The organism is Chromobacterium sphagni (assembly GCF_001855575.1).
Lineage (GTDB): Bacteria > Pseudomonadota > Gammaproteobacteria > Burkholderiales > Chromobacteriaceae > Chromobacterium > Chromobacterium sphagni.
In genome coordinates this window covers 35809-56349 of the sequence record NZ_MKCS01000004.1, presented here as the reverse complement: position 1 = coordinate 56349, position 20541 = coordinate 35809, and the positions used below count along the sequence as shown (strand labels likewise).

Genomic DNA, 20541 nt, shown 5'->3' with positions numbered 1-20541 from the left:
CCTACTCGTTATAATTTTAAGCGAAGTTCACATCTTCATCGGGTAACTCGCCTGTTTGGAGTAATGCACCAAGCGCAGCCGCATTTAAAATCCAGACGCCTTTCTCCCTTGCCTGTTCAACTTTAGAAGGACCGGCATTCGGGCCACCGCAAAGATATGACAAAGACTGCGTAACTGACTTAACAACTGTCATGCCGTTACTACTTGCCAACGCTTCAAGTCTATCTCTCTCGGCTTGGCTATATCCAGTGAATAGAATCTGAGGTCCGATATGTGAAACCATCTTCGGTTTTGGTGGCGGTGGGGCTATTGAATCGGGGTCTGTCAGCATTGCTTTGACATTGCCATAGTATTCAACCACTCGGTCCTTTCGAAAAGTACGAGGCCCAGCGGGGGTGGTGGCGACAAGATAACGACCTTGCTCTTTCCAGTTACTCAGCTCGTATTTTTCTTCAACTCCATCAGCCTTGCGATATAGAAATGACAGGTTGATTACGGCTGGACTGCTGCTGATTTCTTTTCCTGCTCCGGCTTGAGAACCTACATAATCCAAGTCAGCTTCCGCACGCATCTTTTCGATTCGTACTGCTGACTCATTCAGGATGGGATTAAGCCTTGCAAGGTTCCCATCTTGAAGTGTTTTTACCAGCGCATGTTGCTGGCAGCGGAAGTATCCAGCTGGGCGATTTCCATCAAATCGTTTCATGACAACTACACCATGGAAACCTTTCATTGCGGATTCGACTTGAAGGGTCACACTGTAATCGTAGCAATTCAGTACGTCACCATCTGAAAATGAAAAATTTGGCACCTCAGTTTGTGTCCAATATGGAACGGCCACAGAGGGGGATTTTAGGTCAAGTGCCGAATAAAACCACCGACCGAGCAGAAAAGCCCATCCGTTTAAGTATCCGTCTGAATTTTCGAAGGGTGCGGTAACTTCGATGCGTCTCGACTTCCAATAAGGTTCTAGAACTGGCAAGAAACCAGTCTTCAGAAAGTCAATAAATGCGTCTGTGCTTTGTACAATAACAGAACAATCTTCACCTGCCTGATTCTTGTCCTCATGCTTCCGCGCTTTTAGAGCGTTGATTTTTGAGCGATCTGGAGAAATCGAAGGGTGGCAAAAATAATAGCTTAGATTTTTTGTCACCCCTGTGCGCAGTAGAAAACCTGGTTCGCAGTTCTTGCTACTTGGCTTATCTTGGGCTGTATAAACGGCGAATCCTTCATCTCGTACTTTGGCAAGCAATGCATGATATGCCTCAGGATTCTTGTCCTCTGCCAGGCCATCAATCTGAATCTCTATCAAACGCTGCTGCACTGAAGGTAAAGGCGGTGCTGCTACAAAGGGGCTAGACAGCAATTGCTCGCAGCCTCCGAGGAATGTAGCAGCATCCTTGCGGAAGAACAGCTCCTCGCCATCATGTACGCCGGAAAGGTAGTAACCAAACTCATGCCATTGAAGAAGCGAGAAGCGCATCTGGATGTCAGGTGCGATGGGGTAGAGAAATTCGAGGACGTTGCGGGATCGATTCATGGAGCATCACCAGAAAATTTCTGGCAATTTTATGCCCCACTTAGTGAGTCACAAACGAAAATGCATCGCAAAGAGTGGAAAAAATGGCGATACCTGTACTTTATAACAGGTCACTCGACGTGTAGCTTTCAACGAACGCGGCCGCACTCGCCAGCCAAGCACGGCGAGCTTTGTCATCAAGCTGATTGAGGCGAGCCAGTAAGCTACTGTCTTCGTTGGAAAGCGTGGACTCATCCTTGATTCCTGTCACAACGTACAGAATGTCGAATCCAACGGAATGAAGCCTGGCAAGGGCCTCAGCATTGGGGGATCGGTCCTTCTCCCAAGTCTGATATGTGGAAAACCCTACATCGGCGGCCTTTGCAGCATCCGATTGAGTTAGGCCAAGTCTCATGCGCTCATCACGCAAGCGTATCCCGATATTCACAATAGTAGGCTTTTTAGTTGACATTCCTAGAATAGTAGCTATCATGACGCCATGACTCACTATGGTAGGCATAGTAACTCAAATGACACACATTCCGAAGCGTAAACGACGTTCCTCTGGCCCCGCCAGAGTTGCCAGGGGTTCCGCAACGGTGCGAGTGCAGATGTACCTGACCGAAGAAGAAGACCGGGAGCTGAATGACATATGTCGAGAGTTCAACGTTTCCAGAAGCAATCAATCAGGGGCTTTCTTTCGTGTCGGTTTAGACAGTTTCAGATCGCAATTCAATAACCAAACAAAAGATAACCCAAGCGGATTGGGCGCATAACCACCGGAACCACCACTAGCCGGTGGCCGGAAGGAGCAGCAGATGGACAGACTGAGAACCGCATACCAGACGATGTGCAAGGCCATGCCGGGCGGTTGGCCGGCAATGGCCGCTGCCTTGGGCTTTAGCAAGGATGGTCTGGAAAACCGCGTGTACGAACGCAAGGGCCAATCCGTCAGCGTCCATGAAGCCTTGCAGATGCAAGCTTTCAGCGCCAGCAGCAGCTTTGCCGAAGCGGTGGCCGCCGAGTCTCACGGCGTGTTCATCCCGCTGCCGGAAATTGACGTGGTGGACGACAAGGAAATCCAGCGCGTGTACATGGAACTGGTGGACGAGGTAGGCAAGCTGGCCCGCGAGTGGCGCGAAGCCACCCGCGACGGCGAGGTGGACAGGAAAGAGCGCCAGCGCCTGGAAGGCATCCGCGATGCCATCTGCACCAAGGTGACGCAGATGAACCACCTGACCTTTCAAGTGTTCTGCCGGAGCTGATCATGGAAGACACCATCGTTTGCCATCACTGCGGCGGCCCCGTCTGCGAAACGCCTTACCGCCCTGTGCGCGTGGTTCATGGGTTTAGCACCAGCAAAGTCATTATTCGCTGCCAAAGGCAGGAATGCGGCGCGGGGGCAATTTTGACCAAGGTTGTGAGGCCAAGGCTTTTTGTGCGGGAAACCCTGTATCTAGTCCATCTGCCGGAGGGAAAAATGGCCTTCACCTGCCCACACTGCGAACAAGTTTCTTATACCCGGACTAGTCGCTATCTCAGCAATTTGACCCAGGAAGAATACTTCCAGTGTTCCAACCTCACCTGCGGCCACACCTTCACCACCTATCGCTATGTACGCGAAACGCTTTGCCCGCCGGCGCTACCCAAGGCAGGCGTCAGCATACCGATGGCGACCAAGCAGCGGCTGTCGGAATTGCAGCATGAGCTTCGCCGCAAGAAGCTGGAAAACCAGCTTGAGCTGCCCGGCCTGACCGCCTAAGTCTTACCCCCTCCCCCTCTCTCTGAAAATCGCACTTGCGCAGTGCGAGGGGGATTTTTACGCCCAAAAAACGCAGCGCCACCCTGGAGAACGCCATGCATCAGCCCGCTACCGCCCCGCAACAGAACGCCGCGCCACGCATCCGCAAGATGCGCTACGTGCGTTTCGCCAACGGCACCGCCTGCTATTCCACCGCGGGCCGCCGGCCTACCGGCTACCGTCGCGCCGTGGTGGATCTGCTGGCCGGGGGCGTGCTGCTGCTGGTCATCGTCTTGCAATTCATCCCGCTGCACTGATCGAGGTTTCAGCCATGAACGCCATCAACGAACACTTCGCCCGCAACGTCATGCCATTTTTGGGCGAACTCTGCCGATCACCCAGGCCGGAAACCCCGCGCGAGCAAGCCATACGCCTGGTGGGCGCCGCCCTTGATCGTCGCCATGCGGAGCGGCGCGCAAGCGCGGGGTCGGTAGCTCTGTTGCAGGAGCAGTTGCTGAACTTGGCGCAATTGGAGGCGATGAAGGACATTCAAGACGCGCTCAAGACCATGGCGGTGGCGGAGCGCGCCATCAATCAGCTAATCGCCATGCATCGCCTGCCATTGCGGGCCATGGTGCTGACGCAGCCGGGCTGGATGATGCATGAAATGGATATCGCGCTCAGCCACAGCGACCTGGCTGAAGCCAAGCTACTGCGCGGCGGCCTGCCGCTGCATGCCGAGCCGCTGTCCGTTGCGGCTACTGGCCGCGAGGAGCAAGCCGCGTGACAGCCGTTTCCCTCCTCCCGGTACTGGAGCGTTTCCCGCGCCACCTGGGCCGCGCCATTGGCCGCGAGTGGCGCAAGCGCCGCAGCCAGCCGCTGGAGCTGGCGCAGGGTCAAGCCGACCCGCGCCAGGTCGACGCCGACGCTTGGCTGCGCGAGTTGACCCGCTTCATGCCGCGCAACGCGCTGCCGCTGGGCGCCTGCGAGATGGAGCTGGTGGAGTTTGCCAAGCAACGCGCTTTCGAGGCTGACCAGCTGATTGGCCGCGGCGCGGATGTGATCCAGCTTGAACGCTACTGCCGCAGCTTTGGCGTGGAGCCGCCGCGCGGCAAGTCCGACACCGGCCGCGCCGCGCGGGTGGCGTGCAGCCTGTGGTGGCGCCGGGCCTTGCGCCGGACCAATGCGCGCCGCAGCGAGCAACTGGCCATCCAGTTTGGCCTGGTGCATAAGCGCCATGGCCTGTACGCCAGCCATGACGCCATCGCCCGCCGCAGCGAGCAGAAGCGCCGCAACCGCGGCTTGCTGGAGGCGCTGACCGCCATCAACGAGCTGGGCCAGGAATACACGCTGGCGCAGCTGGCCGAACTCAGCACCAGCAACCCCATCATCCGCCGCGCCGAACTGATGGTGCGCATCGCCGGTTTCGAGTACATCGCCGTCGGCCTGGAGATGGCCGGCGAGTTCATCACCATCACCGCGCCCAGCAAGTACCACCCGCGCCATGCCAAGAGCGGCAAGCGCAACGCCAAGTACGCCGGCTTCACCCCTATTGACACCCGCGACTACCTGGGCGGCGTGTGGTCACGCATCAACGCCGCGCTGGCCCGCGCCGGCATCAAGATTTTTGGCTTCCGCGTGGCGGAGCCGCACCACGACGGCACGCCGCACATGCACGGCCTGTTTTTCATGCCGCCGGAGGAGGTGAAGCCCTTCCGCGCCATCGTCGCCCGCTACGCCGTGCGCGAAGACCGCGACGAGCTGGGCCTGCGCTATATGCAGACCAAATCGGAAGCCATGGCCGCCGCCCGCGCGCTACGCGCCGAAGGCGCCAAGGGCAAGCTGGCCGATATCGCCGCCCGCGTCGGCATCGAGGCGGATTTCTGGAGTCAGCCGCCGCGCTGGGTGTGGAAAGGCATCACGGCACGGGTGAAGTTCGAAGCTATCGACTGGAACAAGGGTTCCGCCGCCGGCTACATCGCCAAGTACATCGCCAAGAACGTGGACGGTGCCAAGCATGACGGCAGCAGCATTGGCGAGGACTTCGAAGCGCAGGATTTCACCGGCCTGGCCGGCCAGGACGATGGCGACAGCCGCGACCAGTCCGCCGCCACGGACGCCACCGTAACCGCGCGCCGGGTGGACGCCTGGGCCAGCCATTGGGGTATCCGCCAATTCCAGCAAGTGGGCGGCCCGCCGGTGGGGGTGTGGCGCGAGCTGCGCCGCTGGGAGTGGGCCGGCGCCGAGGATGTGCTGATGCATGCCGCCATTGCCGCCGACACTGGCAATTGGGGCCGCTTCGTCCACCTGATGGGCGGCCATGAAGCCAAGCGCCGAGACATGCCGCTGCAAGTGGCGCGGGATTCGGAACCCGCCATCAACCGCTACGGCGAAGCAGGGCAAAAGCGCGTGTTCGGCGTGGTGGAACAGGCTTCCGGCCAGCTCGCCATGACACGGCCGCACGAATGGCAGATCAGCCGCAAGGCGCCGGGTTTGGATGTTGAGGGAAGCGCAGCTTCCCCTTGGACTCGTGTCAATAACTCTACGGAAATCGCAGTTGCCCCGCTGGGGCCGATTGCCGACGAACACCGCTTCACCCTGGCCGATGCGATGCGAGAGGCCCAGCAGGCCGATGGCGACGACGAGTGGCTAACCGCCGAGCAACTGGCCGCGCGCCAGGAATTCGAGGCTCAGCAGCGCCACCTGGCGGCCTTCCCGGAGTTTGCCCGCCAATGGGCGATGGACGATGTGGAGCGCCACCGCCTGGCCGCCAAGCGCCAGCGCGAAGAAAGCCGCGAGCGCGTGCGCCTGCAACGCGTCAACCGCCGGCTGGCCGCCAGCCTGGGCATACCGGCGGGCCGCGGCCTGGAAGTCATCGCCCAGGTTCGGGCCCAGGCCGACGCCGACCGGCGCCAGGCTGAGCGCCCTGCCCGCCCAGGCCCGCAGCCCTGGAGCGCGTACGGCCCCGGCATCCCCGTTTCCCAGCAGCTCGCCCAGGCCACCGCCCGCGCGCGGCAATGGATCAATCAAACCCAAGCAGGCCGCCTGTGAGCGGCAAAAACCAAAAGGAGCAACCGCGATGAACGCAACCACGACCCATGAGCAAACCAGCCTCTACACCCAGCTGCTGCTGGACGCGCAAAGCGAGTTCCGCGCCACGGTGGACAGGATCAACAGCCAGATGCGGAACATCAACCGCGCCGAGCGCATGGCCCGCCGGCTGCGTGACATCGAGCTGGACGCCAGCACCCAGGCCGGCGCGGGCTTCGTGCCCTACCTCGTGCTGCGCCTGCCCATCGACCTGCTGCCGCTGCAGCGCTACGTGGTGACGCTGGCCGGCAACGCCCTAGAACGCCGGCTTGTCGCCAACGGCCGCGACAGCCAAGGCCGGGACCATTTCCAGATCCTGGCCACCGGCGAAGAACGCACCAGCCTGGAACTGGTGGTGGAAGGCATCTGATCAATCGGCCGCACAGCGGCCATAGGCGAGCGGCCGGCCCATCCCATCAACCTGGGCGCCGTCCTCTTAAAACCGGCAAGGCCGCTCCCCTATGGCCGCCAATCAACAACCGCGAGAATCAACATGACAACAAAGATCGAAATTGCACCGGACGACGAAAAACCCGCTCGCCCCTGGCACGGACAAGGCCCAATCAAAGGCGACCGCTACCTGCGCCGCGATGTGGTGCTGGAGCGCGTAGGCATCACCAAGACCACGCTCTATGACTGGATTGCGGCCGGCAACTTCCCGCCGTCCATTCCCCTGGGCGGTGGGTCCGTGGGTTTCCTGGAGTCGCACCTCGAAATCTGGATAAAGTGGCGCTTCGAGTGCGCGGGTTTAATAAGAGCTGCATGACGGCCCTGCATGGAGACTAGTGAAGAAACCACAACTACCATAAGAATCAAAGCCATCCTGAGGATGGCTTTTTTCATGTGCAACCACCGCGATTTCGTCCCTCGTTACGTGACCAAACTTAGGGGGTATGCTAGGGGGTATAATTAATTTTTTAAAAAATAAACCAATAAATATCAATCAATTAAACAATAAATCACCAAGCTGCTGACGCGCGAAGATTTGGTATCAGCTAAAATCTAAACAGACCGAAAAGCCGCCAAACTAAGACCCGCTAACAAAACCTGTCGATAAATCGCAGACAGATCACTGAGATAGCCAGTTTGAGCAAGGCGTAATGCGTATCCAGCCGCCGTTCAAAGCGGATGCGCAACTTGCCGAAGCCCGCTAGCCAAGAATGGGTACGTTCTACCACCCAGCGGTGGCGACCTAGTCTCTCGCTGCTTTCCACCCCGCGCCGAGCAATTCGCACCAAGATTCCGCGTCGGCTCAGGTGTGCACGGCAACGGCGGTAGTCATAGCCTTTGTCAGCATGCCGCTTGTAAGGCTTTTGTCTGGGCCGTCCTGGCAAGCCAGGAACGGCAGGAATCGCATCGACCAAAGTTTCGAAGACCATGGAGTCGTGCCGATTGGCGCCGGTCATGCTCAGCGCCAGTGGCAAACCTCGGCGATCTACGATGATGTGCCGTTTGCTGCCGCATTTACCTCGATCAGTGGGGTTGGGGCCGGTCTCTTGGCCCCCCGGGGGCTGGCAACGCTAGCCCCATCAATGCTGGCCCGGCTCCAATCAATTTGATGGTGTTGGCGCAGTTGTGTCAGCAGGGCTAGATGTAGGCGATCCCAAATGCCTAGCGCTTGCCAATCCCGCAGCCTTCCCCAGCAGGTCATCCCGCTGCCAAAACCGAGTTCCTGTGGGAGGTCCTCCCAAGGAATACCGGTGGCGAGAACAAACAAGATGCCGTTGAGGGCTGCAAAATCATCGAACCGTGGCCGCCCACCCCGGCGGGAGCGAGGTGGCGGAGGGAGTAGCGGCTGCAATGACTTCCAGAGCTTCTGACTGACGACTTTCCGTTTCATCTTCACTAGATGCGGGCATACGTATCCGGCATCAAGAGGTTTTGTTAGCGGGTCTAAGCAGCGCGAAAGCCAGCAGAAAAAAACGGCTGTATTTAGCAATCATTCAATATCTCCTTGAAGAATTCATTCATACGATAAATATCAAATATTCACTTACCTATTTTCTCGTCTCTGCCTGCATGATTTCCCAAACTGGCTGCAACCAAACCATCAGTCAGTGGCGAGCTATAATTACAATAGCATAATTAATGGATAGCATTATTAACTTTGCACGTTAGCGCTGACTTCAATACTGGTCCATCTTATTTCTTACATAAAATATTGAATGGTTTTGTGCACACAGTGACATTCAATGCAAATACGCTTTGCAAGCTCAGCAAAAAAATCAAACCAAATTGTATTGACATTGATATATAGAAGCATTGAATTACGATGAGCCTTACATTTAGACTCGCCAACAAAACCTATCGATAAATCGCAGACAGATCAATGAGAAAGCCAGCTTGAGCAAAGCGTAATTGTCGCATCCCAGACGATCATTTGAGCAAACGTATCTGGAAACTTACCCTCGCCCGTGAAGGTATGGGTATGCTTCTGCAAGCCCTACAACCGCAACAACGATGATCGTCAAACTGCACAAACAAGCCCGCACGGCGCCGGCTATCCGTGAGGAAATCCGCAACGCCACCGGTAGCCTGGCTGAACTGGCGGCGCGTTTCAACGTCAGCATCCCCACCATCATGAAGTGGAAGAACCGCGACTCCGTTGAAGACCGCTCGCATACCGCCCATCGCCTACAAACCACCCTGACGGCGGCTCAGGAACGTATCGCTGTCGAGTTGTGCAAGGTGCTCAAGCTCGGCCTGGATGACCTGTTGGTCGTCGTTGGCGAGTTTCTGAACCCCAAGGTTTCGCGTTCCGGGCTAGACCGCTGCTTACGCCGTCATGGCGTCGGCAGCCTGCGCGACCTGGAAGCTACACCGGCTAAACGCCCCAGCAAGCCGTGCAAGGCCTACGATCCGGGTGACTTCCATATCGACGTGAAATACTGGCCGCAGTTGCCTGATGAGACATCCCGACGCTATCTCTTTGTCGCCATCGACCGCGCGACGCGCTGGGTCTTTGTACGGATCAAGTCGAACAAGACCGCTGGTGCCGAGCGGGCGTTTCTGACCGCCTTACAGAAGGCAGCACCATGCCATGTGCGGACGATCCTGACCGATAACGGCAGTGAGTTCACCGACCCGCTGTTCAATAAGCAGAAGCAAGCGAGCGGGAACACGAATTCGATCTGCTGTGCGACGCGCTTGGCATCGAGCATCGGTTGACCAAGCCTCGCAGTCCGCAGACAAACGGGATGGTCGAACACTTCAACGGCCGGATCAGTGATGTGCTGGCCACGCACCGCTTCGAGTCAGGCCAGGATTTGGCCGACACGCTGGAGCGCTATGTATTGCTCTATAACCAGCATCTGCCGCAACTGGCGCTCCAACATCGGACGCCGACTCAGGCCATGAAGGACTGGCAAAAACAGCGTCCCGATTTATTCAAAAAGCGCGTGAGCAATCGTACGGGACTGGACACGTAATGCGTATCCAGCCGTCGCTCAAAGCGAATGCGCAACTTGTCGAGGCCCGCTAGCCAAGAATGGGTACGTTCCACCACCCAACGGTGGCGACCTGGGGTAGCCTGATTCCAGCAGACAGTTCTGATTGTTACCATTAACAGTCGGGATTTTGTAATGAAGACCAGAAAGAAATATCCAGTAGAGTTCCGCGCTGAAGCGGTGAAGCTAGTCCTGGAGCAGGGCCTGAAAGAGGCAGCCCAAAGGTTGGTGATCCCCAAAGGCACGCTGTCCAAGGCCAATTGGGTACCGGCGGCGAAGGCCGGTGGCGATAAACCGGCGCCGGGAGCGCGCAGCGTTACCGAGTTGGAGGCAGAGAATGCCAGGCTGCGTAAGGAACTGGCCGAGGCTCGCCTGGACCGCGATTTGATAAAAAAAGCTGCAGCGTACTTTGCTCAGGCGTCACTGCCCGGTACGCGTGGATAGAAGAGCATCGAAACCTATTTCCGGTGGCAGTCGTGTGCCGGATACTGGCTGTGTCTCGCGCCGGGCATTACGACTGGCGTGGACGCTCTCCCTTCGAGCGAGAACAAGAGGATGAGCGGTTGAAAGTGGCGATTCGGGCGGCGCATGCCAAGACGCGGGAGACCTACGGAGCGCATCGCTTGCAGCCGGAACTGGCCGCGATGGGCTTTGAGGCCGGGCGCGACCGCATCGACCGGTTACGACGCGAGATGGGGCTCCGGTGTCGGCAAAAGCGCAAGTTCAAGGCGACGACCCACTCGGCGCATAGTCTGCCGATTGCAGAGAACGTGCTGGGCCAAGTGTTCGAACCGACCCGCCCGAATCAGGTCTGGACGGGTGATATCACGTATATCCCGACGGACGAGGGCTGATTGTACCTGGCAGGGCTGAAGGATGTGTTCAGCTGCGAGATCGTTGGCTATGCGATGGGCGCGCGGATGACGGCTGAACTGGTCAGCAAGGCGCTGTTTCGGGCCGCTCAGCACCATCGACCGCCGGCCGGCTTGATCCAGGCAGCCAATACTGCGCCAGGGCTTATGGCGATTTGCTGACGCAGTTTCATATGCAGAGCTCGATGTCACGCAAGGACAATTGCTTCGACAACGCGCCGATAGAAAGCTTCTGGGGATCGCTGAAAAATGAGCTAGTTCATCATCGCCGTTACGCGACGCGGGCGGAAGCAGAGGCGTCGATCAGGGAGTACATCGAAATCTTCTATAACTGCCAGCGCCGTCACTCGCGGCTTGGCTACTTGGCCGCGGCTGAATTTTCCCGGAGATACTGGAGTGCAGCCAAGGCCGCTTGAAACGAAGCTGTCCGCTCTTGCCAGGACACCCCAAACATAGAGTACACCTCCACGTCACATAAACCCAAGCCGAAGCAAATCCCCCCGCACGCCCCATCTTGCGCTACCCTAAGCGCCGTGAACCAAAACGCGCGGGCCGAGGCACTTGGACCGCACACTGACAGCAACCGTATCCAGAACAACGCATGCGCATCCAGGAACTCCACCAATCCCTTGCCGACATCGGCGCCCGCCCCTGCCATATCGGCCGCATCAACCGCGCCTGGCTGCAGGGCCTGCCGCTGGATGCCGGCACTCGCCACCAGAAGAGTGAAGATTATTTCCCGCTGTCGGTGCGCAACGGTTTGCCGCCTATCGCGGCCAGGCTGGATAGCCTGGCGCGGATTCATTCGCGGCACCCGGCGGCGGATGGCTCGCTGCGGCTGCTGGTGGAGCTGGCCGATGGCCAGATGGTGGAGAGCGTGCTGCTGCCTAGCGACGGGCTATGCGTGTCCAGCCAGGTGGGGTGCGCGGTGGGCTGTACTTTCTGCATGACAGGCAAGACTGGCCTGCTGCGCCAAGTGAGCAGCGCCGAAATCGCAGCTCAGGTCGTGCTGGCGCGGCGGATCCGCCAAGTGAAGAAGGTGGTGTTCATGGGCATGGGCGAGCCGGCGCACAATCTGGACAATGTGCTGGAGGCGATCAACTGGCTGGGCACCGATGGCGGCATCGGCCACAAGAATCTGGTGTTTTCCACGGTGGGAGATCCGCGCGTGTTCGAACGGCTGCCGCAGCAACGCGTCAAGCCGGCGCTGGCCCTGTCGCTGCACACCACCCGCGCCGACCTGCGCGAGCAACTGCTGCCACGCGCGCCACGCATGAGCCCGGCCGAGCTGGTGGAGCTGGGAGAAGCATACGCTCGCGGCATCGGCTATCCAATCCAGTACCAATGGACGCTGCTGGCCGGCATCAACGACGGCCAGGATGAAATGGACGCCATCGTGCGCCTGCTCAAGGGCAAGCTCGGTGTGCTCAACCTGATTCCCTACAACAGCCTGGAGGCGGACAGCTTCCAGCGCCCCGCCGGCGAACGAATCGACGCGATGAAGCGCTATCTGCACAACAACGGCGTGCTGACCAAGGTGCGCGACTCGGCGGGACAGGACATTGAAGGCGGCTGCGGCCAACTGCGCGCGCGGGCGGCGCACATGATAGACGCCAGCCGCTTGCAAAAACGGAACAATGGAAGATTGCCGGGTTCGCAAGCCTGAAAGTTTCGTCGACTGCCCGCCAACCGCCACCCTGCGTGCGTTTCCGCTTGAACGACTGTGTCATGCGATGACTCGGTCGTGTCGCCTGCTCTAATTGAACGCAAGCAGCCAAGGCGGCTTTGCCCATCGCTTGGCTCCCCCTGCGCGTGCCCACCGCCCTGGCATGGCAAATGATGCAAGTACGGCACATCAAATTTAAACAACCATCCAAAAGGCCAGTAAAACATTGTCATCAATCGACTAAGCTGCAAGCGCTGGAGCCAATCCAGTTAATTCACTCTTAACAAGGAAATATGACATGCCTTACGTAGTGAATATCACCGCAGCTGCGATCGACAACGACGACTGGCGTTCCAAGCTTCCTCCGGGCGAGGGCTGGACCGTGGTGACCAACAAGAATGGCAGCGCTCAGGACTTCAATCAGGGTGCCAAGGGAAAGTTCATCTACATCTACTACCAAACTGCCCAGACCGGCAAAGGCGTCTCGGCCATCCGTTTCATTACCGGCAAAGACGCCACTCCGCCTGCCGGTTGGCAAAAGGTCAACGTAGACCTGAATGATGGCGCGGGCGGCCTTTTCATTTACCTGTGCTTCCAGAACAGCGCCGAAACCAACTACATCGGCCGGATACAATCCGGCTACGGCGATACGGTTCAAAGCGCATTTGGCGACTTTGACGAGTATGCGGTTGTGATGGCGCAAGACATCAATCAGGGCGCGGGCGGGAAGTTCATCTATCTGGGCTACAACTTCAACGGTTAAGCCCCGCATCGGCCGGACGCGCGCCGCGCCCGGCCGACGCTTCATCGGGACCGGCGCCCTGCAAGTAAAATCTGCCTGCTGGCACTCCGGCGGACCACCAACAGCCTCCTCCCCTAACGGCAAGAAACCGCGCGACCGCAGCCTGCATGCAGCTCGCCCGCCTGAGATCGCAGCGCTAAGTCAGGAAACCATTGTCGAAAAACGGCGTGTCGTCAAAGCGCAAACGGCCGTCGGAAAAAATCAGGTCCAGATGATGGCTGCCCAGCACGCCGCCGCCCAAGCCCAGGTGCAGGCCCGGATGGCGCTCTTCGAAACCAGCGTTCAATCCATACAAGCCCTTCACCCCGCAGTTGGTGCCGATGCCGAACTCCTCCACCACGCGGTTGCCGGCATTGGCCGCCAGGTATTTGTCGAAATCCGCGGCAAAACGCGCGTTGTCGCAGGAGAAATCCACCACCCGGCTCTCACGTATCCTGATCGACACGAAATCGCGCACCACGCCGTACTTGACGGCAAATGGTATCGTGCTGAGAAAAGCGCCGCTGAAACGCACCTCGCCGTTAAGATCGCGGATCGTGGTGGCGATCTCGCCGGGAGTCAGGTCGACATTGCCGTCGCCGTCTATCGAGGTCCAGACCTGTCCGGGGCCGATGGAGCCGCTCAGCCAGCCGCCGCCTGGCTGTTCGAACACCACCTGCCGCGCCTCTCCCGCCAAGGCCATCAGGCGGAGGTTGTGCGCCGCGATACTCTCGCGCGGCTCGGCAAACGCCTCGTAAAAGTGCTGGCCGTAGTCCTTGAACAAAATGGATTTTTTCCAGTGTTCCTGCATCACCTTCTTGATGGGCTGCAAAAACACCGGCCCCAGGTGGCCGACAGTTTGCAGCGTGGATGAACGGTACAGAAAGATGAACACATCACAGCGCGCGATCGCGTCGGCGATGTCGTCGGACGGCTCGGTCTCCAACGATAGCAGTTGCGCATCGCCCGGAAACTCCGCAGCGGCGCCGGCGGCTATGGCGCTGGCGATGCCTTGGTGAAATCCGTCGAATCCCAGCAGCAAACGCACATCGGCGCCGGCAACCGTCTTTTCCCTGACCGCCGGATGCAAGGCCAGACATGCATACATGTTTCGAATGCTTTGCGCATGATCATCGCTAACGTACATGAAACCCTCCCAAAAAACGGGGCCACACAGGCCCCGTTCGACAATCGGCAAAGAGACAACCCGGTATCAGACCGGCCACAGCGCGGTGCCAAACGGCACCACCGCCTTGTCCTGCATCATTTCAACCGCCTCCGCGAAGGTTTCTTCCTGGAACCAGGCATCCAGCTCAATATCCGCGTTTTGGATGTGTTCGATCATTTTGCATCTCCTGTGTAGTTATCAAGAAAACGTAACCGTGCCAGAGCAAAAGCTCCAACATAATTACAGATGCATACCATCTGACAAAGTTCACGCTGCAATAGTATTAATTATGCTATTGGAGTTTCAATTGATCCGCAAATGGCATTACGCCATCCAAACAGGCACGATCATTAAGAGGCCAGATCCGTCCCATATGCAATGCAAACGCCCGGCTTGCCGGGCGTTTGGCCTGATCGCAGTGCGGGCAGGGCGGCTCAACCCGCCTTGGCCGGCGCAGCTTTTCCATCTTTGACATTGCCATCCTGCTCCGCCGCCAGGTTTGCCTCGGCGCGCTGGCCGCTCCAGTAGGCGGCGTTGGCTATTCCAAGCTTTTCCGGATGGAACACCGGATCCAGCCCTCGCGCTTTCTGCGCCTCGTAATCACGCAGGCAAGCCAGCGCCGGTTTCTGCAACAGGATGATGGCGATAATGTTGAGCCAGGCCATCAGCCCCACCCCGATATCGCCCAATCCCCAGGCCATATCGGCCGTCTTGACCGTGCCGTAGACAGTGGCCGCCATCAGGCCGATTTTCAGCGCAAATGTCAGCCAGGGACGCTGCACCTTGCGGTTGATATAGGCGACATTGGTTTCCGCGATGTAGTAGTAGGCGATGATGGTGGTGAAGGCGAAGAAGAACAACGCCAGCGCTACGAATACCGATCCGAACCCCGGCAAGATGCTTTCCATCGCAGTCTGCACATAGCCAGGGCCGGCAGCCACCCCGGCGATGCCGATGAAGATGGCCTGTCCATCCGGGCCCTGCACATTGTATTGGCCGGTGATCAACAGCATGAAGGCCGTGGCGGAACAGACAAACAAGGTGTCGATGTAAACCGAAAACGCCTGCACCAACCCCTGCTTGGCAGGGTGGCTGACAACCGCCGCGCTGGCGGCATGCGGACCGGTGCCCTGGCCGGCCTCGTTGGAATAGATGCCGCGCTTCACGCCCCACTGGATGGCGAAGCCCAGGATCGCCCCCATGCCCGCCTCCATGCCAAAGGCGCTCTTGAAGATCAGCGCGATCACACCCGGCAACTGTTCGATATTCAGCGCGATCACCACGCAAGCGACAATGATGTAACCCAACGCCATGAACGGCACCACTGCCCCGGCGAACATCGCAATCCGCTTGACGCCGCCAAAGATGATGAAGCCCAGCATAATGGCCAACACGGCAGCGGTGACGGTGGGCGCGATGCCGAAGGCCGATTGCATAGAGTTGGCGATGGAGTTGGACTGGATGCCCGGCAACAGCACCCCGGTGGCGATCACCGTGGTGATGGCAAACAACCAGGCGTACCACTTCTGCCCCAGGCCCTTTTCAATGTAAAACGCCGGCCCGCCGCGGTACTGGCCATCGATTTTTTCTTTGTACACCTGGCCCAGCGTCGACTCGACAAAAGCCGAGCTGGCGCCCAGAAACGCCACCATCCACATCCAAAACATGGCGCCCGGCCCGCCAAAAGTGATGGCGGTGGCCACTCCGGCGATATTGCCGGTACCCACCCGCCCCGCCAGCGTCATCGCCAGCGCCTGAAACGACGACACGCCGGAGCTGCTGCTCTGGCGGTTGAACATCAGCCGCAGCATCTCGCTGAAGTGGCGCATCTGCAAAAAGCGAGTACGCACAGAAAAATACAAGCCCACGCCCAGGCACAGGTAAATCAGTGCCGGGCTCCAAACCACGCCGTTGATGGCGATGACCAAATCATCCATGGGTTCTCCTCTGTAAACGAAGGCAGGCAGCCAGCTGTTCTTATGATTTCCTCGCGCCGACTGTCTGCACCGAACCGACAAGATAATGACCAAACCACCGCCAGCTCCAGTAAATGGATTGTAAAAATCATCAATTACAACAACTTACCCACATCGTCATTGCTGCAAGCGGAAAATCGTGACGGCATATAGAGCAAACGCTCTGCGCCGCCGGCGGCATGTCCACCCGCAATTACGGCGCCAGTTCGGACCATGGTATAGTGGCGGCCAAATCGTTTGACACAGAAAGACCAAACCGATGTCCACCCTCGCCCGCCCGGCGGCCTGCCTGCTGCTGGCCGCGCTTTGCGGTTGCCAACCGCAACAAAGAATCCAGGCCAGCTACCATTGCGAAGACCAAGTCAAATTCCGCTACGACAAGCAAAGCCAAACCGTGGAGCTGAACCGCGACGGCCAGCGCTATCAGGGCATCATGGATGAAAAGGGCCTGCTGACCTGGCCCAAAAGCAGCGCCGGGCAGGCCATGCCCGACAGCTTCTTCATCTCGCGCAAAACGCCAAACCAGATGAAGCTGTACGGCGGCTTTGCCGACACTGGCAAGGTTTGCCAGCTGGATCCGGGCTGAGCGCTGCCACCTCCGGCCTCGCCGCTCGAAACAGAATATGAAAATGCCGCCCGATTCGAGCGGGCGGCATTGCGGAAAAGAAAACCGGCGTTGCGCTATGGCGCGGAGCGGACTAAGTCGGCAACTGGTTCCAGTTTTTGCTCACCGTCTGGTTGCTCTGGCCATAGAAGGTGACAGTCTGCTTGGTGGCGTCGGAGGTAATCTTCCACAAATACCTGGCCCCCGGCAGCTCCTGCTGCGCCACCACCTTGCCCGACGCGTCATAGGCGACCAGGTTCAGCGAGACCCTATTATCGATATAGGAATAGGCCCAGTAAGTGAGGCCGTTGTAACTGATCACATTGCACGTGGCGCTTTCGCCATCCGGCGTGGGCGAGTTGGGCCCGGTCATGAACGCGGCCTGAAGCCCGGCAGGAATCGTCGGGTGAGAGCTGACGTTCACGGTTGAAATCTGCGGGCCGGCGGGCTGGACGGTAATCGGAATGCCGGCGCCTTGGGAGCCCGCGCCTTCGGTAAACCACACCACGCCATTACCCGAAGCGCCACTGCCGGCCTTTTGCGCTCCGCCGTTCACGTTGAGGGCAAAGCTCCACGGCCCGCCCCAGTTGACGCCCATCGCGACAATCTCATAGTCGCCGTTCGGCAGGTTGACAGCATAGGTGCTGTTCAGCGCCCCGTTCACCCCATTGAGCACCGCAGGCTCGGTGTAAGCCCCGGAGTTGATGTTGACCGTGACATTGACGGCATTGCCATTGCCGCTCTGAATGTGCGCAAGCTGGTAACTTGCGCCCCACTGATAGGCAATCACATACAACTCGTTGTCGCTTGCTGTGATATGGATAGTATTGGATGACATGGCATGCTCCTGATGGATTAAGGGTGAGACATGACAGCGTGAATCCACGGGCGGCTGCCGATACCCCCGAACCAGCAGGCAGCATCAGCGGCACCGATTGCTGCTGACGGAAGAAACCGGCCGCCTCACGGCGGGCAGGCTCGTCCAGCCAGCATGCACGCCACTTTGAGCGCGCGCACCGACAAGTACAAGCTAGTACGAATACCTAAGCCACTCCGGGAACGCGCCAACTGTCGCAAGCGGACAAGCGCGCCATCCCCAAGAAAAAGGCCGCCTCCCGGCAGCCTTGCCCCCGCCGCGCCATTACTGCCGGCGGTATACCATGCTGCCGCGGTCATCATCCACCACCAGGCTACCGTCACCGCGCGCTTTGAATAGCATGCTCTTAAACGGCGCGCGGCGCAGATAAGCGGCGTCATCCACCGAAAAAGCAGCCAGACGCTGTTCCGCTCCATCGGCAGGGATGGCAAACCATTGCGGCTCCGCTCCAACGCCATCGCGGCGCAAACCAGCGCGCACCCATGTCTCGGATGGATGCCGGCATGCCGACAATCGCCACCCAATGGCCAGCCTCCGCCGGTTTCCGCACGCGCATTTCCTCGTCGCGGAGCGGTCTGTAAACCGGCTCCCTCTCCGGCCCCGCCGCCTGCAGCTCCACCCGGCCGGATACCAATGTCCAGCGCTCCTGGGCATATTGATCCTAGACTGTCCCGGACTACAGTGCACGGCGTCGGCATCAGCTGACGCTGCAGGTCAAGATTCCCTATCAGAAACGCTCAGGCGCGCTGCATCTGCTGGTCGATAGCACTGGCATCAAAATGCCGGGCAAAGGCGAATGGAAAACGAAAAAGCATGGTGCCGGATACCGCCGGCAATCGCGCAAGGTTCATCTGGGCATCGATGCGGAAACCCTGCCAATCCGGGCCATTAAAGGTGACAGACAATCGCCAGGTCGATGCGCCAATGTCGCCTTCGTTGTTGGCGGAGATCCCACCAGATGAGTCGATAGCCTGAGCGGACAAGGAGGCTCACTGGGCGCGCCGGCTCGAAACGAGATTCTGCGCGCCACCAAGCGACTTGGCCGGTTGGCCGGGCGACCTGGAAACGCTGAAGCGGCTACCATCGCCGCAGCTTGGTGGAGACCAAGATGCACGGCTTCAAACTGTTAGGCGAAAGGGTGATGGCCTGACGCTTCGATGGCCAGGTGACTGCGTGCGGCCATCTTGAACCGCTTCAACATGCTGGGCCTTCCATGCACGGTGGCGGAGGCATAGGCCTGCTGGTGGAAAGGGGAAACTCACTCTGCTCCGGACTTATGCAACAGAGCCCCTTCATAAATGCAAATTTCATGAAAAAACTTACTGACCGCCTATCGTGCAAACCATGCTGGACGGCGCACATCAATAGGCATAAAGCCAAATCCTTGCCGATGGCGCCGCGAAGCGGCCCAAGATGACCATCTGCCAAGACTCGATTGCAACCATGCGCCCCGCAGCAAAAGACATTCATCATCAACAGGCTCCGGCACAAGCCAATACTCAGGCGTTGCTGGCCTTTATATCAGCCGCCACGCCAACCATGGCACGCTCCCCACTTGAATGCACAAGCCGTTGATGCTGCCAAGTTCCAATTGACTGATCGTTCGAACAGTCAGCAACCGCCACACGCCATCTACGATCATCAAAGGCATGGCACAGGCTGGCCGGCACGCACCTCTCTCAAATCAGCTTCATCAGGAAACAACTCGCCTTCCCTACTCTCACAAGGAGCACGCATGGCAATCCTGAACAAGGCATGGATCAGGCATCTGTTGCATGGCGCAACGCTGCTGGCGATATTGCAGGCGCTGGCCCCGCTGCCCGCGCAGGCGGATGCCAACCGCCTCACCACGGCCAGCGCCAATCGACCGGCCGACGTCCCGGCCAATTATGTCGTCACGCCTTTCGGCTTCTTCCACCCCTCCTGCGTGCAAGAAATAAAGCGCCAGGAGAAACTGCTGGCCGATGGCCGGATACAGGCGGCAGATGGCAACATCCGCGCAGGCGCGAGCTGCGGCCACGTGCGCTACGGCGCGCATGGCGAAGCGATAGCCGCGCATGACGCTCAAGCCGGCCCGCGGCCGGCGGCATCGACACAGGACACGGCAAATGGCTGGGTGGAGGATACCGACCTGGTCACCAGTTCGGCCTATGGCGGCATCAACGCCAGCTGGGCCGTGCCGGCAGCGCCTGTCGGCAGCGATGGTCAGGTGGTGTATTTCTTCCCCGGTCTGCAGGACCGCGACAATGTGCAAAGCATTCTGCAACCGGTGCTGGGCTGGAACGCATTCAACGATAACGCCTGGACCATAGCCAGCTGGAACTGCTGCCAAAACGGCGCGGTGAACTACAGCACGCCGCAGACAGTGAACAGCGGCGACCAGATTGTCGGCACCGTGCAGAACAACTGCGCCGCCGGCACCGCCACCTGCGCGTCCTGGAGCATCAATACCCTGGATATCACTCTGAACGTCTCCAGCGCGCTGAACCGCACCAGCAATTACGGCCAGACCTTCAACTGGGCGTTCGGCGGCGTGCTGGAAGTTTACGGAGTGGCAGGCTGCCAAGACTATCCGCAGGATGGCACCATCAGCTTCAACAATATCCAGCTGTTCGACATCAACAAGAAGCAGATCACCAAACCCGCCAGCCTGGCCTGGAGCCCCAACGTATTGCAGCAGAGCGGCTGCAATCTCAACTCCAGCGCCACGACATCGGTCAGCACGCTGAGCTATTGAGCCGCCGGTTTTGACCGCCATGGTGTTGCAGCCCCCTGTTGCCATGGCGGTTTTTTTTCAGCCG

The 20541-nt window shown here is 58.9% G+C and carries 18 protein-coding genes and 3 pseudogenes; 14 read left to right on the top strand and 7 right to left on the bottom strand.

The window, feature by feature from the left end; translation table 11 throughout:
- Positions 1 to 16 precede the first annotated feature (16 nt).
- Positions 17 to 1540, bottom strand: coding sequence for a BRCT domain-containing protein (locus tag BI347_RS23740; RefSeq protein WP_139167278.1), 1524 nt, complete (start codon positions 1538 to 1540; stop codon positions 17 to 19).
- Positions 1541 to 1640: 100 nt separating this feature from the next.
- Positions 1641 to 2012: a helix-turn-helix domain-containing protein gene (locus tag BI347_RS20675; RefSeq protein WP_158020831.1), complete on the bottom strand. Its 372-nt coding sequence runs from the start codon at positions 2010 to 2012 to the stop codon at positions 1641 to 1643.
- Positions 2013 to 2337: 325 nt separating this feature from the next.
- Between BI347_RS20675 and BI347_RS20670 the strand changes: the two genes are divergently transcribed.
- The 7 genes from BI347_RS20670 to BI347_RS20640 all read left to right on the top strand — a co-directional run bounded on the left by BI347_RS20670 (position 2338) and on the right by BI347_RS20640 (position 7116).
- Positions 2338 to 2784 (top strand): YmfL family putative regulatory protein, encoded by a 447-nt coding sequence (locus BI347_RS20670; protein WP_083339092.1) that lies wholly within the window; start codon positions 2338 to 2340, stop codon positions 2782 to 2784.
- Positions 2785 to 2786: 2 nt separating this feature from the next.
- A complete protein-coding gene (locus BI347_RS24435; RefSeq protein ID WP_083339091.1) occupies positions 2787 to 3281 on the top strand; it encodes an ogr/Delta-like zinc finger family protein in 495 nt (164 codons plus the stop codon).
- 95 nt (positions 3282 to 3376) lie between these two features.
- Positions 3377 to 3577, top strand: coding sequence for a hypothetical protein (locus tag BI347_RS20660; protein WP_071116956.1), 201 nt, complete (start codon positions 3377 to 3379; stop codon positions 3575 to 3577).
- 14 nt (positions 3578 to 3591) lie between these two features.
- The gene (locus BI347_RS20655; RefSeq protein ID WP_071116955.1) at positions 3592 to 4047 is read left to right on the top strand and encodes a hypothetical protein; all 456 of its coding nucleotides are present in this window, start codon (positions 3592 to 3594) and stop codon (positions 4045 to 4047) included.
- Entirely contained in the window at positions 4044 to 6311 is a 2268-nt protein-coding gene (locus tag BI347_RS20650; protein ID WP_071116954.1) for a replication endonuclease, read from the top strand. The genes BI347_RS20655 and BI347_RS20650 overlap by 4 nt, the downstream gene beginning before the upstream one ends.
- A gap of 28 nt (positions 6312 to 6339) precedes the next feature.
- Positions 6340 to 6720 carry a hypothetical protein gene (locus BI347_RS20645; protein WP_071116953.1) on the top strand — a complete coding sequence of 127 codons (381 nt, stop codon included), beginning with the start codon at positions 6340 to 6342 and terminating at the stop codon, positions 6718 to 6720.
- Between the two features lie 123 nt (positions 6721 to 6843).
- Positions 6844 to 7116: a helix-turn-helix transcriptional regulator gene (locus tag BI347_RS20640; RefSeq protein WP_083339090.1), complete on the top strand. Its 273-nt coding sequence runs from the start codon at positions 6844 to 6846 to the stop codon at positions 7114 to 7116.
- Positions 7117 to 7387: 271 nt separating this feature from the next.
- On the opposite strand, the gene BI347_RS23090 is transcribed toward BI347_RS20640, so the two are convergent.
- Positions 7388 to 8190, bottom strand: a protein-coding gene (locus BI347_RS23090) for an IS5 family transposase (RefSeq protein WP_101686167.1) whose coding sequence is annotated in 2 segments (ribosomal slippage) — positions 7388 to 7863 and positions 7863 to 8190 — 804 coding nt in all. Because the reading frame shifts where the segments join, the coding sequence is not laid out codon by codon here.
- 620 nt (positions 8191 to 8810) lie between these two features.
- Between BI347_RS23090 and BI347_RS20635 the strand changes: the two are divergent.
- The 4 genes and pseudogenes from BI347_RS20635 (at position 8811) to BI347_RS20615 (ending at position 13097) form a co-directional block, all read left to right on the top strand.
- Positions 8811 to 9778, top strand: a pseudogene (locus tag BI347_RS20635) (IS481 family transposase).
- 153 nt (positions 9779 to 9931) lie between these two features.
- Positions 9932 to 11084: pseudogene (locus tag BI347_RS23085) on the top strand (IS3 family transposase).
- 185 nt (positions 11085 to 11269) lie between these two features.
- Positions 11270 to 12334 carry an RNA methyltransferase gene (locus BI347_RS20620; RefSeq protein ID WP_071116951.1) on the top strand — a complete coding sequence of 355 codons (1065 nt, stop codon included), beginning with the start codon at positions 11270 to 11272 and terminating at the stop codon, positions 12332 to 12334.
- A gap of 298 nt (positions 12335 to 12632) precedes the next feature.
- A complete protein-coding gene (locus BI347_RS20615; RefSeq protein WP_071114104.1) occupies positions 12633 to 13097 on the top strand; it encodes a hypothetical protein in 465 nt (154 codons plus the stop codon).
- Positions 13098 to 13272: 175 nt separating this feature from the next.
- Here BI347_RS20615 and BI347_RS20610 read toward each other — a convergent pair whose 3' ends face one another.
- The 3 genes from BI347_RS20610 to BI347_RS20605 form a co-directional block, all read right to left on the bottom strand.
- A complete protein-coding gene (locus BI347_RS20610) occupies positions 13273 to 14223 on the bottom strand; it encodes a CgnE/CgnB domain-containing protein (RefSeq protein WP_204378123.1) in 951 nt (316 codons plus the stop codon).
- A gap of 105 nt (positions 14224 to 14328) precedes the next feature.
- Entirely contained in the window at positions 14329 to 14460 is a 132-nt protein-coding gene (locus BI347_RS24870) for a hypothetical protein (RefSeq protein WP_275638838.1), read from the bottom strand.
- Between the two features lie 257 nt (positions 14461 to 14717).
- Positions 14718 to 16220 (bottom strand): alanine/glycine:cation symporter family protein, encoded by a 1503-nt coding sequence (locus BI347_RS20605; protein ID WP_071114105.1) that lies wholly within the window; start codon positions 16218 to 16220, stop codon positions 14718 to 14720.
- A 298-nt stretch (positions 16221 to 16518) separates the two neighbouring features.
- Between BI347_RS20605 and BI347_RS20600 the strand changes: the two genes are divergently transcribed.
- Complete coding sequence (locus tag BI347_RS20600; protein ID WP_071114106.1) at positions 16519 to 16845, top strand: hypothetical protein; 327 nt, start codon at positions 16519 to 16521, stop codon at positions 16843 to 16845.
- Positions 16846 to 16957: 112 nt separating this feature from the next.
- Here the strand turns inward: BI347_RS20600 and BI347_RS20595 are convergent, their stop codons facing one another.
- Positions 16958 to 17701 carry a hypothetical protein gene (locus BI347_RS20595; protein WP_071114107.1) on the bottom strand — a complete coding sequence of 248 codons (744 nt, stop codon included), beginning with the start codon at positions 17699 to 17701 and terminating at the stop codon, positions 16958 to 16960.
- Between the two features lie 707 nt (positions 17702 to 18408).
- Here BI347_RS20595 and BI347_RS23080 point away from each other — a divergent pair.
- Positions 18409 to 18975: pseudogene (locus BI347_RS23080) on the top strand (transposase); the annotation flags it as partial.
- Between the two features lie 500 nt (positions 18976 to 19475).
- Positions 19476 to 20477: a hypothetical protein gene (locus tag BI347_RS20585; RefSeq protein WP_071116949.1), complete on the top strand. Its 1002-nt coding sequence runs from the start codon at positions 19476 to 19478 to the stop codon at positions 20475 to 20477.
- Positions 20478 to 20541 lie beyond the last annotated feature (64 nt).